This window comes from Enterobacter dykesii (assembly GCF_008364625.2).
Classification (GTDB): Bacteria; Pseudomonadota; Gammaproteobacteria; order Enterobacterales; family Enterobacteriaceae; genus Enterobacter; species Enterobacter dykesii.
Genome location: NZ_CP126604.1, coordinates 4489286 through 4504918, shown reverse-complemented (window position 1 = coordinate 4504918; position 15633 = coordinate 4489286). Strand labels below are relative to the sequence as shown.

Annotated in this window: 14 protein-coding genes and 1 rRNA gene; 7 read left to right on the top strand and 8 right to left on the bottom strand. The window is 53.2% G+C overall.

Features of this window, described 5'->3' with window-relative positions; genetic code table 11:
- Positions 1 to 10 precede the first annotated feature (10 nt).
- A 5S ribosomal RNA gene (rrf, locus tag F0320_RS21520) occupies positions 11 to 126 on the top strand.
- A gap of 99 nt (positions 127 to 225) precedes the next feature.
- On the opposite strand, the gene mobB is transcribed toward rrf, so the two are convergent.
- Complete coding sequence (mobB, locus tag F0320_RS21515; RefSeq protein WP_126330949.1) at positions 226 to 729, bottom strand: molybdopterin-guanine dinucleotide biosynthesis protein MobB; 504 nt, start codon at positions 727 to 729, stop codon at positions 226 to 228.
- Positions 726 to 1310, bottom strand: a complete 585-nt coding sequence (gene mobA / locus F0320_RS21510; protein WP_126330951.1) for a molybdenum cofactor guanylyltransferase MobA — start codon at positions 1308 to 1310, stop codon at positions 726 to 728. The genes mobB and mobA overlap by 4 nt, the downstream gene beginning before the upstream one ends.
- 68 nt (positions 1311 to 1378) lie before the next feature.
- On the opposite strand from mobA, the gene F0320_RS21505 reads away from it, so the two are divergent.
- The 3 genes from F0320_RS21505 to dsbA all read left to right on the top strand — a co-directional run bounded on the left by F0320_RS21505 (position 1379) and on the right by dsbA (position 3361).
- Positions 1379 to 1648, top strand: coding sequence for a YihD family protein (locus F0320_RS21505; protein ID WP_008501866.1), 270 nt, complete (start codon positions 1379 to 1381; stop codon positions 1646 to 1648).
- A gap of 75 nt (positions 1649 to 1723) precedes the next feature.
- Entirely contained in the window at positions 1724 to 2710 is a 987-nt protein-coding gene (locus F0320_RS21500) for a serine/threonine protein kinase (RefSeq protein ID WP_047652973.1), read from the top strand.
- A 27-nt stretch (positions 2711 to 2737) separates the two neighbouring features.
- Positions 2738 to 3361: a thiol:disulfide interchange protein DsbA gene (dsbA, locus tag F0320_RS21495; protein ID WP_033146975.1), complete on the top strand. Its 624-nt coding sequence runs from the start codon at positions 2738 to 2740 to the stop codon at positions 3359 to 3361.
- Positions 3362 to 3384: 23 nt separating this feature from the next.
- Here dsbA and F0320_RS21490 read toward each other — a convergent pair whose 3' ends face one another.
- The gene (locus F0320_RS21490; RefSeq protein WP_126330953.1) at positions 3385 to 4293 is read right to left on the bottom strand and encodes an acyltransferase; all 909 of its coding nucleotides are present in this window, start codon (positions 4291 to 4293) and stop codon (positions 3385 to 3387) included.
- Between the two features lie 440 nt (positions 4294 to 4733).
- Here F0320_RS21490 and polA point away from each other — a divergent pair, with 440 nt between their 5' ends.
- Entirely contained in the window at positions 4734 to 7526 is a 2793-nt protein-coding gene (polA, locus tag F0320_RS21485; RefSeq protein ID WP_126330954.1) for a DNA polymerase I, read from the top strand.
- Between the two features lie 311 nt (positions 7527 to 7837).
- On the opposite strand, the gene yihA is transcribed toward polA, so the two are convergent.
- Positions 7838 to 8467 (bottom strand): ribosome biogenesis GTP-binding protein YihA/YsxC, encoded by a 630-nt coding sequence (gene yihA / locus F0320_RS21480; RefSeq protein WP_029741470.1) that lies wholly within the window; start codon positions 8465 to 8467, stop codon positions 7838 to 7840.
- Between the two features lie 577 nt (positions 8468 to 9044).
- Here yihA and yihI point away from each other — a divergent pair.
- On the top strand, positions 9045 to 9560 hold the full coding sequence (yihI, locus tag F0320_RS21475) for a Der GTPase-activating protein YihI (protein WP_032644299.1): 516 nt from the start codon (positions 9045 to 9047) through the stop codon (positions 9558 to 9560).
- Between the two features lie 188 nt (positions 9561 to 9748).
- Positions 9749 to 11122 (top strand): oxygen-independent coproporphyrinogen III oxidase, encoded by a 1374-nt coding sequence (gene hemN, locus F0320_RS21470; protein WP_126330956.1) that lies wholly within the window; start codon positions 9749 to 9751, stop codon positions 11120 to 11122.
- Positions 11123 to 11194: 72 nt separating this feature from the next.
- Here hemN and F0320_RS21465 read toward each other — a convergent pair whose 3' ends face one another.
- From F0320_RS21465 to glnA, 4 genes are all read right to left on the bottom strand, one after another.
- Positions 11195 to 11305: a YshB family small membrane protein gene (locus tag F0320_RS21465; RefSeq protein ID WP_023333898.1), complete on the bottom strand. Its 111-nt coding sequence runs from the start codon at positions 11303 to 11305 to the stop codon at positions 11195 to 11197.
- 111 nt (positions 11306 to 11416) lie between these two features.
- Complete coding sequence (gene glnG / locus F0320_RS21460) at positions 11417 to 12829, bottom strand: nitrogen regulation protein NR(I) (protein WP_023309765.1); 1413 nt, start codon at positions 12827 to 12829, stop codon at positions 11417 to 11419.
- Positions 12830 to 12840: 11 nt separating this feature from the next.
- Positions 12841 to 13890 carry a nitrogen regulation protein NR(II) gene (gene glnL / locus F0320_RS21455; RefSeq protein ID WP_047652977.1) on the bottom strand — a complete coding sequence of 350 codons (1050 nt, stop codon included), beginning with the start codon at positions 13888 to 13890 and terminating at the stop codon, positions 12841 to 12843.
- Between the two features lie 171 nt (positions 13891 to 14061).
- A complete protein-coding gene (gene glnA / locus F0320_RS21450; protein WP_149323974.1) occupies positions 14062 to 15471 on the bottom strand; it encodes a glutamate--ammonia ligase in 1410 nt (469 codons plus the stop codon).
- Positions 15472 to 15633: the final 162 nt, after the last annotated feature.

Below are 15633 nucleotides of genomic sequence, written 5' to 3'. Positions count from 1 at the left end.
ACAGAATTTGCCTGGCGGCTTTAGCGCGGTGGTCCCACCTGACCCCATGCCGAACTCAGAAGTGAAACGCCGTAGCGCCGATGGTAGTGTGGGGTCTCCCCATGTGAGAGTAGGGAACTGCCAGGCATCAAACAAGTGAAGAGGCCATCCGCAAGGATGGCCTTTTTGCGTTTAAGCACCTCAGAAATTTGTAGGCCGGGTAGGGCGAAACCGCCCCACGGTAAGTCAGATGGCACTCCACTCCACTATAAACTCCGCAATCCCTTCCACATCATTTAAATCCAGCATCGGAACTTCAAGCGGCAATACAACATCACTGGCCACCGCAATCACATGCTCATCCAGCGTTAATTCGCTGAAATCATGCCCGGCATCGCTTCTGAACAGCAGGATCTTAGGCACTGCCTCATGCTTAAATCCCTCAACCAGCACCAGATCCAGCATGGCATGATCCATCCGACTGACCAGATAAGCGAGATCCAGCGGCACCTCATCCGGCGTTTCTGTCATTAACGCCCAGCGCTGAGGACTTGCTACCATCGTTTGCGCTGCTCCGGCCTTACGCAGCTCATAGCTGTCTTTTCCTGGCATATCGATATCCATGTTGTGATGGCTATGCTTAATCAATCCTGGACGGATACCTCTGGCACAAAGCGCAGGAATGAGTTTTTTCAGCAGCGTGGTTTTTCCGGTCCCACTCCAGGCGGAAATGGCGACAACAGGTATCATCTTTTCTCCTGCATCATCTGCAAATCTTCACACGTATTCACATTCAAAAAAGCTGATTTTAAATCGCTAAAATCAACGGGATGACCGCCAGACTCGCGCATAAAAGCCATCACCCTGCGCTCTCCCGCAGCCAGATAGGACTGCAGAGCTGGCGCTAGCGATCGATGCATCAATGCGATAGCAGGATGATCACGCTCGCCGTCATGTACCCAAACCACAGGAGCCGTACCGCGAAGCAGCAACAAACGTTCTACAAGACAGGACGGAATAAACGGGGTATCGCAGGGACAGAAGATGAACCACTCTCCGTGAGACTGTTGCATGACCGAAAGCATCCCGGCCAGCGGTCCCGGGTAATCCTCAAGGATATCCTGGTAAACGGCATACCCGCTGAGCTGGTAAATGTCGATATGCCGGTTAGCACTGATGACCATTGTCGACACCTGGCCTGCGAGCGTATCAGCGACACATTGCCATAAGGGTTTGCCGTTCAGGCGTTGAAGCCCCTTATCTTTTCCCCCCATTCGCGTCGCTCTGCCACCTGCCAGAACGACCCCAATGATTTCCTGGCTAAGATTCACGAATATCGCCTCTTTTATTGTGGGATTGACCCTGCTAACGTGTCACTCTAAATGAAAGGAGCACCACCATGAAATGTAAACGTCTGAATGAAGTTATTGAACTCCTCCAGCCCGCCTGGCAAAAAGAGCCAGAGCTAAATCTGATGCAATTTTTACAGAAACTGGCGAAAGAGTCAGGTTTTGACGGTGATCTGGCAGACCTTTCTGACGACATCCTGATCTATCACCTTAAAATGCGTGACTCTGCCAAAGATGCTGTTATTCCTGGTATTCAGAAAGATTATGAGGAAGATTTTAAGACCGCATTACTGCGCGCCCGAGGCGTAATTAAAGAGTAAAAGCTTGTAAGCGGCGGCACCGAAATCGCCACAAGATGATATCCTGAATCATTCGTATAATTTCCGGATGATCGGATGAACGACCAGGCTTTTACTTTCCAGACATTACACCCGGACACCATTATGGATGCCCTGTTTGAACAGGGTATTCGGGTGGATTCCGGGTTAACACCGTTAAACAGCTACGAAAACCGCGTCTATCAGTTTCAGGATGAGGATCGTCAGCGCTTCGTCGTAAAATTCTATCGTCCTGAACGCTGGTCCGCAGAACAAATTCAGGAAGAGCATCAGTTTGCTCACGATCTGCTGGATGACGATGTTCCCGTTGCCGCACCGCTAAAATTCAATGACCAAACGCTCCTCACGCACGAAGGGTTTTACTACGCTGTATTCCCGAGCCTGGGTGGCCGCCAGTTTGAAGCGGATAATATCGATCAGATGGAGTGGGTTGCCCGCTATCTTGGGCGCATACACCAGACGGGACGCAAAAAAGCCTTTATTGCCCGCCCGACTATCGGGATTCAGGAATACCTTATTGAGCCACGCGGAATATTCGAAACGTCTGCCATGATCCCCACTGCGTTAAAGGATGATTTCCTCAACGCCACCGATAAGCTCATTGCTGCTGTTAAAACCTTCTGGCGCGACGATATTTCCGTCCTGCGCCTGCATGGCGATTGCCATGCCGGAAATATCCTCTGGCGTGATGGCCCGCTGTTTGTCGATCTCGATGATGCGCGTATGGGGCCAGCGGTTCAGGACCTGTGGATGCTGCTCAATGGTGATAAAGCCGAGCAACGCATGCAGCTTGAAACCATTATTGAAGCTTATGAAGAATTTAGCCCGTTTAATTCAGACGAAATTGCCCTGATTGAGCCTTTACGTGCGATGCGTTTTGTTTATTATCTCGCATGGTTAATCAGGCGTTGGGACGATCCCGCATTTCCCCGGAATTTCCCGTGGCTTACCGGAGAGGATTACTGGCGTAGCCAGATATCTACATTTACTGAGCAGGTTAAGGTTCTTCAGGAACCCCCTCTGCAATTAACGCCGATGTATTAATTGGACACACCCAGGAGAGAGTTAATCATGAAAAAAATTTGGCTGGCGCTGGCAGGTATGATTCTGGCATTTAGCGCTTCTGCTGCGCAGTTTACCGACGGAAAACAGTTCATCACGCTGGACAAGCCGGTCGCTGGCGAGCCACAGGTTCTGGAGTTCTTCTCGTTCTATTGCCCACACTGCTATCAGTTCGAGCAGGTTCTGCATGTGTCTGACAACGTTAAGAAAAAGCTGCCAGAAGGCACCAAAATGACCAAGTACCACGTCGAGTTCCTGGGCCCATTGGGTAAAGACCTGACCCAGGCGTGGGCGGTTGCGATGGCACTGGGCGTGGAAGATAAGATCACTGCGCCAATGTTTGAAGCCGTACAGAAAACCCAGACCGTTCAGACCACTGCGGATATTCGTAAAGTGTTCGTTGATGCCGGCGTGAAAGGTGAAGAGTATGACGCTGCATGGAACAGCTTTGTGGTGAAATCTCTGGTTGCTCAGCAGGAAAAAGCAGCTGCTGACCTTCAGCTTCAGGGCGTTCCGGCGATGTTTGTTAACGGCAAATACCAGCTGAACATGCAGGGCATGGACACCAGCAGCATGGATATCTTCGTACAACAGTATGCTGATACCGTGAAATACCTGGTTGAGAAGAAGTAATTTCGCTGATGTAAAAACGCCGGTCACTGACCGGCGTTTTTGTATGAAGATTTAATATTGTCTATCTGCTCGTCTTTCTCTTTCCAGAGCGTGTTAAGCCATTGCTGGAAACGACGCTTGAAATTCTTATCGTTAACGTAATCACCGTGCAGCCCGGCATCTATCGGAACCAGATCGACACGCACAACAATGCGCGTCAGTTTGCCGCTGAGCATATCGAAGAACGGCGTCTTATCGTTTTCCGGATAGCAGAGCGTGACGTTAAGGAGCTTATCGAACTGTGCTCCCAGCACGTTAAGCGCCATCGCAATACCCGCAGCCTTTGGCGGCAGCAGATGCTGATAAGGGGAGCGAGTTTGTTGATGCTTCTCTTCCGTAAACCGGGAGCCTTCAACAAAGTTCACGATGGTCGTAGGATGCGCGCGAAACTTTTCGCAGGAACGGCGCGTGGTCTCCACATCTTTGCCGCGACGCTCGGGATGACGAATCAAATAGCTGCGCGAATAGCGTTTCATAAACGGCATATCAAGTGCCCAGCAGGCCAGCCCGATAAAAGGCACCCAGGCGAGCTGCTGTTTTAGAAAATATTTGTTCATCGGGATGTGTTTGCGAAAAAGTACGCATAACACCACGATGTCCGCCCAGCTGTGGTGATTGCAGATCAGCAGATACCAGTTCTTCTTGTTAAGACTCTCCAGCCCTTTGATATCCCACTTCAGATGCGGATTCAGGCACAGCAGGATCGCCAGTCCTTCGCACCAGCAGTACATCATGAAATTACAAAATGCGGACACGGCTCGCCACACCCCACGGACAGGCAGCAGCAGTTTAACGATCCCGGCGATGATGATCGGCACAGAGCAGGCGACAGTCACCAGGATAGTTAAAATGATGCTTAACAGTAATGTTATTGCTGCGAGCAATCTCGGCATGATGAGCTTTTTCAGGTAGTTAGCTGTAAGTTAGCGGTCGGCTATGCGACGCCGGGCGCTGATTTTACCAGAAAACGGACAAATTAATGGCTCTTTGACGTGATGATTTGGCCGCTTTTACCCTGTAGCAGACGATTTCTCTGTGATTGCGCGCTTAACAAGGCTTATATCCACATAGACTAAATTGCCATCAGTTGACCATATAGATAAGATCTAATGCTATAACAGCATGATAATTAAGATCTAAAAATTAACGCATATGTATTTTTTACGTCTGTTATTCATATGAAGTGAAAATATACACAAACTTATCCACAGTTTGATTTTTGCGAGCGATCCTCACGATCGCAAAATCTTTTCCTGTATCTGGCGCTAATACCTGATGTTTTCATCCTTCTGTGGCATCCTTTACCCATAAATTGATTAAAGGCACGGACATTATGGTTCAGATCCCAGAAAACCCTCTTATTCTCGTCGATGGCTCTTCCTACCTGTATCGGGCATATCATGCGTTTCCTCCTCTGACCAATAGCGCAGGGGAACCCACCGGCGCAATGTACGGCGTGCTGAACATGCTGCGCAGCCTGATCCTTCAGTATCAGCCAACCCATGCGGCTGTGGTCTTTGATGCGAAAGGTAAAACTTTCCGCGACGAGCTGTTTGAGCATTACAAATCTCACCGTCCGCCAATGCCTGACGATCTGCGCGCGCAGATTGAGCCGCTGCACACCATGGTAAAAGCGATGGGGCTACCGCTGCTGGCCGTCTCTGGCGTTGAGGCCGATGACGTCATCGGTACGCTGGCGCGTGAAGCAGAAAAGATGGGGCGTCCTGTGCTGATCAGCACCGGTGATAAAGATATGGCGCAGCTGGTGACGCCAGGCATCACCCTGATTAACACCATGACCAACACCATTCTGGGGCCAGAAGAAGTGGTCACAAAGTACGGCGTGCCGCCTGAGCTGATTATCGACTTCCTCGCGTTGATGGGCGACTCCTCGGATAACATCCCGGGTGTCCCTGGCGTCGGTGAAAAAACCGCGCAGGCGCTGCTCCAGGGGCTGGGTGGTCTGGACACGCTCTACGCGGAATCGGATAAAATCGCCGGGCTCTCCTTCCGTGGCGCAAAAACCATGGCCGGAAAACTGGAAGAGAACAAAGAGGTGGCTTATCTCTCCTATAAGCTGGCCACAATCAAAACCGATGTCGAACTGGAGCTGGGCTGTGAGCAGCTTGAAGTGCAACAGCCTTCCGCTGACGATCTGCTGAGCCTGTTTAAGAAATACGAGTTCAAGCGCTGGACCGCTGACGTGGAAGCCGGTAAATGGCTGCAGGCGAAAGGGGCTAAACCTGCTGCAAAGCCGAAGGAGACGATCGTCGTTGACGCAGAAGAGCAGGCGGAAGAAGAAGCCGTGGCGCTTTCCTTCGACAACTACGAAACCATTCTTGAAGAGTCACGGCTGATCGCCTGGATCGATAAACTGAAAAAGGCGCCGGTCTTTGCCTTTGATACCGAAACTGACAGTCTTGATAACATCTCTGCCAATATGGTTGGTCTGTCATTTGCGACAGAGCCGGGTATTGCCGCCTACGTTCCTGTGGCGCACGATTACCTGGATGCGCCGGAGCAGATCTCCCGTGAACGCGTGCTTGAGCTGCTAAAGCCGATCCTGGAAGACGAAAAGGCGCTCAAGGTTGGGCAAAACCTCAAGTACGACCGCGGCATTCTGCAAAACTACGGCATTGAACTGCGCGGGATTGCCTTCGACACCATGCTTGAATCCTACATTCTGGACAGCGTCGCGGGCCGCCATGATATGGATTCCTTATCTGACCGCTGGCTCAAGCACAAAACGATTACCTTTGAAGAGATTGCCGGTAAAGGGAAAAATCAGCTCACCTTTAACCAGATTGCTCTGGAAGAAGCGGGGCGCTACGCGGCGGAAGACGCAGATGTCACGCTGCAGCTGCACCTGAAGATGTGGCCAAAACTGCAGAAGCATGAAGGTCCGCTGAACGTGTTCCAGCATATCGAGATGCCGCTGGTGCCCGTGCTGTCCCGCATTGAACGCAACGGCGTGAAAATCGACCCAACGGTGCTGCATAACCACTCCGGGGAGCTGGCGCAGCGTCTGACCGAGCTCGAGCAAAAAGCGCATGAGCTTGCAGGCGAGCCGTTTAACCTCTCTTCACCGAAGCAGCTGCAGACCATCCTGTTTGAAAAGCAGGGCATCAAGCCGCTGAAGAAAACTCCTGGCGGTGCGCCGTCAACCTCGGAAGAGGTGCTGGAAGAGCTGGCGCTGGATTACCCGCTGCCAAAAGTGATTCTGCAGTACCGCGGTCTGGCGAAGCTGAAGTCTACCTACACCGACAAGCTCCCGCTGATGATCAACCCGAAAACGGGTCGTGTGCATACGTCGTATCATCAGGCTGTCGCGGCGACCGGTCGTCTCTCGTCGACCGATCCTAACCTACAGAACATCCCGGTACGTAACGAAGAAGGCCGCCGTATTCGCCAGGCTTTCATCGCACCAGAGGATTATCTGATTGTCTCTGCTGACTACTCGCAAATTGAGCTGCGTATTATGGCGCATCTGTCGCGAGACAAAGGCCTGCTGACCGCGTTTGCCGAAGGGAAGGATATCCACCGGGCAACCGCGGCGGAAGTCTTCGGATTGCCGTTGGAGAGCGTGACCAACGAGCAGCGCCGCAGCGCTAAGGCGATCAACTTCGGTCTTATTTACGGCATGAGTGCATTTGGTCTTTCGCGCCAGCTCAACATTCCGCGCAAAGAGTCGCAGAAGTATATGGATCTCTACTTCGAGCGTTATCCGGGCGTGCTGGAATATATGGAACGCACCCGCGCGCAGGCGAAGGAAAAAGGTTACGTCGAAACCCTGGATGGCCGCCGTCTCTACTTACCGGACATCAAATCCAGCAACGCGGCGCGTCGCGCTGGCGCAGAGCGTGCGGCGATCAACGCCCCGATGCAGGGTACCGCGGCGGACATTATTAAGCGTGCAATGATCGCCGTTGATGCCTGGCTGGAAAAAGAGAAGCCTCGCGTGAAAATGATCATGCAGGTACACGATGAACTGGTATTTGAAGTGCACAAAGACGACCTCGACGCCGTGTCGAAGAAGATCCACGAACTGATGGAAAGCAGCATGACGCTCGACGTGCTGTTGCTGGTGGAAGTGGGAAGTGGCGAAAACTGGGATCAGGCTCACTAACGGTTCTTCACATAACGCGCCTTTTATGTAAGTTTGCAACATAACAACGCGCGTTTTGTGACAATCATTAGAATTCCCTATGTAAAGAATGAAAAAAAACTACAAAAAGTGCTTTTTCTGCAGCACAAAAAGGGGTAGAGTTGTCGGCGTAGGGTACAGAGGTAAGATGTTCTATCTTTCAGACCTTTTACTTCACGTAATCGGATTTGGCTGAATATTTTAGCCGCCCCAGTCAGTAATGACTGGGGCGTTTTTTATTGCGGCAAAGAAAATTCAGGCAAAAAAAAACGCGGCTATCGCCGCGCTCGGTATTACTCTTCTTCCGCTTCCGTCGCGGGTTCCAGCTCGCTAAACCAGGTGTCGAGCTTCTGACGCAGCTTGTCCACGCCCAGCTTTTTCAGCGAGGAGAACGGCTCAACCTGCACATCACCGTTGAACGCCAGCACCGCTTCGCGAACCATATTCACCTGCGCTTTACGCGCGCCGCTCGCCAGCTTATCGGCTTTCGTCAGCAGCACCAGCACGGCGATATCGCTTGCTACAGCCCAGTCGATCATCTGCTGATCCAGATCTTTCAGGGGATGGCGAATATCCATCAGCACCACCAGACCTTTCAGGCACAGGCGTTTTTCCAGGTATTCACCCAGCGCACGCTGCCACTTGATTTTCATCTCTTCCGGTACCTGCGCGTAACCGTAGCCCGGTAAGTCGACCAGGCGTTTGCCCTCTGCGACTTCAAACAGGTTGATCAGCTGAGTACGGCCAGGTGTTTTTGAGGTACGCGCCAGGCTCTTCTGATTGGTCAGCGTATTCAGGGCGCTGGATTTCCCCGCATTGGAGCGGCCAGCAAATGCCACTTCAATACCGGTATCAGAAGGAAGGTGGCGAATATCGGGCGCACTGGTGACAAAATGCGTCTGTTGGTAGTTCCAGGTAGTCACGTGGTCGTCTCCAAAATCGTAATCTGAAGGGGATTATACCCGAATGCAGGCAAAAGGCTTTTCTGATTGCTATGACGTGTAGGCAAATGCCCCAGCCGATGTGAGAGATCGGCCAGTGATGCTATGGGAGATTTCAGAGAATTCGCAGGCGTCAAAAAAGCCAAACTGTTTTAAATCATAAGCTTATTTCCGGGTAATTGTCTGAAAAATCCTTTTTGTACCGTTTCGTTGCTTGTTAGTTTAACGGAACAAGGTAAAGTGTGCGTCAGGGCGAGGAAGCCAACAGGAAATCGACTTAAGGATTAGGGTCAGGAGCGCCAGGAGGCGAAGACGCAGGATTGTCAGGATGACCAGCGCCTGGAGGCGTTTTAGAAGGAAATGGAACCGTATCACGGACGGTATTAGCCAAGGGATAAACAGGGTTTGTTGTTGGCAAACACGGAATGTCTGACCCGCTAAGGGTTGTGAGTCAGGAAAAAAGGCGACAGATTGCTCTGTCGCCTTTTTTCTTTGCTTGCTTTCTGCTAGATTTCGCCGCAATTCTATACTGAAGAAAACGACTTAAAGATAAAACATCATGAAAAAACCAACCTCCGCTGCGGGCGCGAAACGCCCTGCAAAAGCACGCCGCAAAACGCGCGAAGAACTGAACCAGGAAGCGCGCGATCGCAAACGCGACAAAAAACATCGCGGTCACGCTGCGGGTAGCCGTGCCAACGGTGGTGGTGCAGCGGGTGCTTCTGCAAAAGGCAAACAGCAGAAAGACCCTCGTATCGGCAGTAAAACTCCCATTCCACTGGGCGTGACAGACACCCCGGTCACTAAGCAGCACAAACCAAAGAGCGAGAAACCTATGCTTTCACCGCAGGCTGAGCTGGATTTGCTGGAGAACGATGAGCGCCTGGACGCGCTGCTGGAACGTCTTGAAGAGGGGGAAACCCTGACCGCTGAAGAGCAGTCATGGGTGGATGCCAAACTGGATCGTATCGATGAACTGATGCAGAAGCTGGGCCTGTCATACGACGATGACGAAGATGAAGAAGAAGACGAGAAGCAGGAAGATATGATGCGCCTTCTGAAGGGTGGAAACTAACATTTGCACCCTGCAGGCACGATAGTCCTGCTTATAACCCTTCCGGTTATATGTTATCTGGTGTGGTTATTCGTTAAACTACGGCGGTTGTCGCGGCGACAGAAGTGGCTGCGCACCCGAATGATGGCCCGCAATGGGGCCAGAACGGGCCGCCGTATACGAACGCGACACCAACGGAAGGAGTGAGCATGTCAGCACCAACTATCGACTGGGATTTGGCCCTAATCCAGAAATATAACTATTCCGGGCCGCGTTATACGTCATACCCCACCGCGCTGGAGTTCTCCGATGCCTTCGGCGAGGCTGATTTCCAGCAGGCTGTCGCGCGCTATCCTGAGCGTCCGCTGTCGCTCTACGTCCATATTCCGTTCTGCCACAAGCTCTGCTACTTCTGCGGCTGCAATAAAATCGTTACCCGTCAGCAGCACAAAGCCGACCAGTATCTTGATGCGCTCGAACAAGAAATTGTGCATCGCGCGCCGCTGTTTGCTGGCCGTCACGTCAGCCAGCTTCACTGGGGCGGCGGTACGCCAACCTATCTGAATAGAGCGCAAATAAGCCGCCTGATGACGCTGCTGCGCGGCAATTTCAGTTTTAACGCCGACGCTGAAATCTCGATCGAAGTCGATCCGCGTGAAATTGAACTCGATGTACTGGATCACTTACGCGCCGAAGGCTTCAATCGTCTGAGCATGGGCGTGCAGGATTTCAATAAAGAGGTTCAGCGTCTGGTGAACCGCGAGCAGGACGAAGAATTTATCTTTGCCTTACTCAATCACGCGCGTGAGATCGGTTTCACCTCGACCAATATTGACCTGATATACGGCCTGCCAAAACAAACGCCGGAAAGTTTCGCCTTCACCCTGAAACGCGTGGCCGAACTCAACCCGGACCGCCTGAGCGTCTTTAACTATGCGCATCTGCCGACGCTCTTTGCCGCTCAGCGCAAAATAAAAGATGCCGATCTTCCTTCTGCCCAGCAGAAGCTGGATATTCTGCAGGAAACCATCACCTCGCTGACCGAAACCGGCTATCAGTTTATCGGGATGGATCACTTTGCCCGTCCGGATGACGAGCTGGCGATTGCGCAGCGTGAAGGCGTTCTGCACCGCAACTTCCAGGGCTACACAACCCAGGGCGATACCGATTTGCTGGGGATGGGCGTCTCCGCTATCAGCATGATTGGCGACTGCTACGCGCAGAACCAGAAAGAGCTGAAGCTTTACTACCAGCAGGTTGATGAAACGGGCAACGCGCTGTGGCGAGGCATCGCGTTAACGCGCGACGACTGCCTCCGGCGCGATGTGATTAAGGCGCTAATCTGCAACTTCCGTCTCGATTTCAGCGACGTTGAGTCGCAGTGGGAGCTGCACTTCAGGGATTATTTTTCGGAAGACCTGAAGCTGATTGCACCGCTGGCGAAAGACGGGCTGGTGGATGTGTCGGAGAGCGCGATTGAGGTCACGCCTAAAGGGCGTCTGTTGATCCGTAATATCTGCATGTGCTTTGACGCTTATCTGCGTCAGAAAGCGCGACTGCAGCAGTTCTCGCGGGTGATTTAAGGCACATTGCAAAATGCACAAAACGTAGGCCGGGTAAGGCGAAGCCGCCACCCGGCTTTTACGTTCAACTCGCTAGCTAAACAGCCCAACCAGCGCCGCGCACAACATAGCCGCAACGGCTGTTTGTGGCGTGTGGCTTTCAGCGGCTCCGCTAGAGAGCATATTCACGATTGTTTCCAGCATGATGTTCACCCCCAATTTCCGGGCACGATCATACAAAACTCATCGGAACAGTAAAGCGCAAAATAACGGCAATTTGCGCTCAATTAATAAGCTTTACACAGAGGCGTACGATCACTCCATTCCCAGCTCTTTAAGCTTGCGCGTCAGGGTATTACGTCCCCATCCCAGAAGGCGAGCAGCTTCCTGCTTATGACCCTGCGTATGACGAAGCGCGGTAGTTAACAGCGTACGCTCCATCTCTGGCTGAGCTTCAGACAGCAGATTTTGATGACCGGAACGCAGCGCGCGGTCGGCCCACTGCGCCAGCAGCGTCGCCCAGCTGTCCGGCAGCGCGTGCCCGGTACTGCTTTCAGGCGCGGTCGCTTCAAACAGCTCGGCCGGTAAGTCCTGAATCAGCACTTCCTGCCCGGCGGCCATCACGGTTAACCAGCGGCAGGTGTTTTCCAGCTGACGCACGTTGCCCGGCCACGCCAGACGCGTCAGAGCGGCATCGGTTTCCGGGTGAAGCTGCTTGGCCTCCACACCCAGCTCACGAGCGGCTACCTGCAGGAAATGGCGTGCCAGGCGGGGAATATCTTCCCGACGCTCACGCAGCGGCGGCAGATGAACGCGGATGACGTTCAGACGGTGGAATAAATCCTCACGGAATTTTCCTTCCTGCACGCGTTGCTCCAGGTTCTGGTGGGTCGCGGCGATAATACGCACGTCCACCTTCACCGGCGCATAGCCGCCCACGCGATAAAACTGCCCATCGGCCAGCACGCGCAGCAGGCGTGTCTGGACATCCAGCGGCATATCGCCGATCTCATCCAGGAACAGCGTACCGCCGTCAGCCTGTTCAAACCGCCCCTGGCGAATGGTATTGGCGCCGGTAAATGCCCCTTTTTCATGGCCGAACAGTTCGGACTCAATCAAATCCTTCGGGATCGCCGCCATATTCAGGGCGATGAACGGCGCTTTTGCCCGCGGGCTGTGGCGGTGCAATGCATGCGCCACAAGCTCTTTACCGGTTCCCGACTCACCGTTAATCAATACGCTGATGGACGAGCGGGACAAACGACCGATAATGCGAAACACGTCCTGCATCGCCGGCGCTTCGCCGATGATGTCTGTCGTTGGCCCAAAATCGGGCGCGTGGCGCGGCTGTTGCTGCTCCTGATAATGGCTAATCGCGCGCTCAACCAGCGCCACCGCTTCGTCGATATCAAAGGGTTTGGGCAGGTAATCGAACGCCCCTTGCTGATAGGCGCTCACTGCGGCATCCAGATCGGAGTGCGCGGTCATTATGATGACCGGAAGCATAGGGTGGCGTTGTTTGATCTGCTTTAACAGCGCCAGCCCGTCCATGCCCGGCATACGAATATCCGAAAGCAGAACATCTGGCGTTTTGGTGGTGAGTGCGTCGAGCACTTCGCTGCCGCTCTCAAACGTCGTGCAGCTTAATCCTGCCCCTGTGAGCGCGCGTTCAAGCACCCAACGGATGGAGCTATCGTCATCGACTACCCAGACTATCCCTCGTTGCATAAACGTCACCTTTATTTTTTAATCGGCAGGAAAACCGAAAACTCGGTATGTCCCGGCCAACTGGTAAATTCAATTTTCCCGGAGTGTTGATCGATCAAACTGCGGGCAATGGATAAGCCCAGGCCGGTCCCGCCTTCGCGACCGCTTACCATCGGGTAGAACAGGGTGTCCTGCAAATGCGATGGAATGCCGGGCCCGTTATCCTCAACGTCGATTCGGGCCGCCAGCCGGTAGCGCACGCCGTGTAACGTGAGCTGAAAGGCGGTGCGGGTGCGTAAAATAATCTCGCCGCCTTCAGGCCCCAGCGCCTGCAGGGCATTACGCACAATATTTAACAGGACCTGCTCAATCTGGTCCGGGTCATGGGCCAGTTCCGGCAGGCTTGGGTCGTAATCACGTACCAGCGTGATGTTCTCCGGCAGCTCCATTGAGACGAGCTTCACCACCCGCTCAGCCACTTTATGGATGCTTTCCGTGACGTGCATTCCCGGCTGCTGCGGACCGAGAAGACGGTCTACCAGATTCCGCAGACGGTCCGCCTGCTCAATGATGACGTTGGTATACTCCGCCAGCGCGGGATCGGGCAGCGCTTTGGTCAGAAGCTGCGCCGCGCCGCGTAATCCACCTAGCGGGTTTTTGATTTCATGCGCCAGACCGCGCACCAGGTCACGGGCGGCAATTTGCTGCGCATGCTGAAGCTGCTCCTGGCTCAGTCGACGCTGATTATCCATCGGCGCCATTTCCAGCAGGATCAGACCTTCGGGAAGACGTTGCGCGGTTAGCGACAGAATGTGCGAGCGCCCGTCGATCACCAGCGTGACTTCGTTATCGGTAAACCCCTGGCCAGCCTGCAAACTTTCCTGCATCAGGCCAATATTCAGCGAAAAATAGCTCAGGAGTTCAGGAAGCGGTGTGCCGAACAGTTTACGTGCGCTTTGGGCGAGCAGCTGCTGCGCGGCCGGGTTGGCGTAATGAACGGCCAGCTCGTCATCGACCAGCAAAATGCTGTTAATCAAAGAATTGAGGATCTGCCCAGCATCGGGCAGCGTGCCAGTTGCCATTCAGCAGTCTCCTGGAATCGTTTGCACTAATTTAGTGCAGTATAGCGTTTTCGGCGTAAAAAGCGCGTGAGATCAGGTTGTTGGTGGAGAAAAAAGCCCATCCGGAGATGGGCTAAAAGTTTCCACGGCAACTACCCCCGGCGCTTATCGCGCCGGGTAAAACAACTTTAATTAAACGCTGTAGTACAGCTCGAACTCAACCGGGTGTGGAGTCATACGCACGCGGTCGTTCTCTTCCATACGCAGGGCGATGTAAGCATCAATAGCGTCGTCAGTGAATACGCCACCTGCAGTCAGGAACTCGCGGTCTGCGTCCAGCGCCTGCAGGGCTTCTTCCAGAGAGCCAGCAACCTGTGGGATCTCTTTCGCTTCTTCTGGCGGCAGGTCGTACAGGTTTTTGTCCATCGCTTCGCCCGGATGGATTTTGTTCTTGATACCGTCCAGACCGGCCATCAGCAGTGCTGCGAAGCACAGGTATGGGTTAGCCGCTGGGTCCGGGAAGCGCACTTCGATACGACGCGCTTTAGGAGAAGCCACCACCGGGATACGGATAGAAGCAGAACGGTTACGTGCAGAGTAGGCCAGCATCACTGGCGCTTCGTAGCCCGGGACCAGACGCTTGTAGGAGTTCGTGGTTGGGTTCGCCAGGGCGTTGATCGCTTTAGCATGTTTGATAACACCACCGATGTAATACAGCGCCTGCTCGGACAGACCGGCATATTTGTCGCCAGAGAACAGGTTGGTACCGTTCTTGGACAGAGACATGTGGCAGTGCATACCGGAACCGTTATCGCCAAACATTGGTTTTGGCATGAAGGTCGCGGTTTTACCGAAACGGTGCGCAACGTTGTGCACAACGTATTTGTAGATCTGAATTTCGTCCGCTTTTTTGGTCATGGAGTTGAAGCGGGTTGCCACTTCGTTCTGACCCGCAGTCGCCACTTCGTGGTGGTGAGCTTCAACAACCAGGCCCATCTCTTCCATCACCAGACACATGGTGGAACGGATGTCCTGTGCAGAGTCGACCGGAGGAACCGGGAAGTAACCGCCTTTCACGCCAGGACGGTGACCTTTGTTACCGCCTTCGTATTTGGTAGAGGAGTTCCATGCACCTTCGATGTCGTCGATAGCCACGTGGGAGCCAGAAATAGAGGCACCGAAACGGATGTCATCGAACAGGAAGAATTCTGGCTCTGGCCCGAACAGAACGGTGTCCGCGATGCCGGTAGAACGCAGGTACTCTTCAGCGCGTTTCGCGATAGAACGTGGGTCGCGGTCGTAGCCCTGCAGCGTGCCTGGCTCGAGGATGTCGCAACGGATGATCAGGGTTGGTTCTTCGAAGAACGGATCAATGACCGCAGTGGTCGCGTCTGGCATCAGAACCATGTCGGATTCGTTAATGCCTTTCCAGCCACCAATGGAGGAGCCGTCAAACATTTTGCCTTCTTCAAAGAATTCGGCGTTCACCTGATGAGCAGGGATTGTGACGTGCTGTTCTTTACCTTTGGTATCGGTGAAGCGCAGATCAACAAACTTCACTTCATGTTCGTTCAGCATCGTCAAAACGTGTTCAGCGGACATACTTAACTCTCCAGATTGGTCATTGTCGTCGTGGTAACGAGGTCTTCAATTTCTGTTTGTACTGGCTGGTGCCATGTATTTTTTATAAAGCGAAATCTGTGCCAACTTTTAAATCACCCTAAAAAGGCGTTATCATGCGCACCATAGTGCAAAAGGGCTGCA